Here is a 244-nt window from a genome sequence, read left to right as displayed (position 1 = left end):
ACATCATAACGTCCAAATGAAAACGGATCTGTCGATTTATGGACGATCTTATGAGCTTCTAACAGTGGAACAGGATGATGGTCAATCGTTAAGAATCAATCTGATTAAATTGAATACGGAGCAAACCTTTGTTGTTTACGATGATAGTTATCATGATAATTCTCTGTATTCGGTTAATTTCTATAATATAGATTATGGAACCGGAGAACGAAAATCTTTTGTTACCGTCTGCACGGCGGATCAT

1 protein-coding gene is annotated in these 244 nt (G+C 36.1%); it reads left to right on the top strand.

All coding sequences use genetic code 11. The features are described from left to right. Window positions 1–16: 16 nt before the first annotated feature. A partial coding sequence (locus tag QP363_RS13400) for a phage portal protein (protein ID WP_284764853.1) occupies window positions 17–244 on the top strand: 228 nt, incomplete at its 3' end.

This window comes from Corynebacterium sp. UMB6689 (genome assembly GCF_030215295.1).
In the GTDB taxonomy this organism is placed as follows: Bacteria; Actinomycetota; Actinomycetes; order Mycobacteriales; family Mycobacteriaceae; genus Corynebacterium; species Corynebacterium aurimucosum.
Note: the sequence above shows the minus strand (reverse complement) of the source record. Positions and strands in the feature narration are given on the sequence as shown.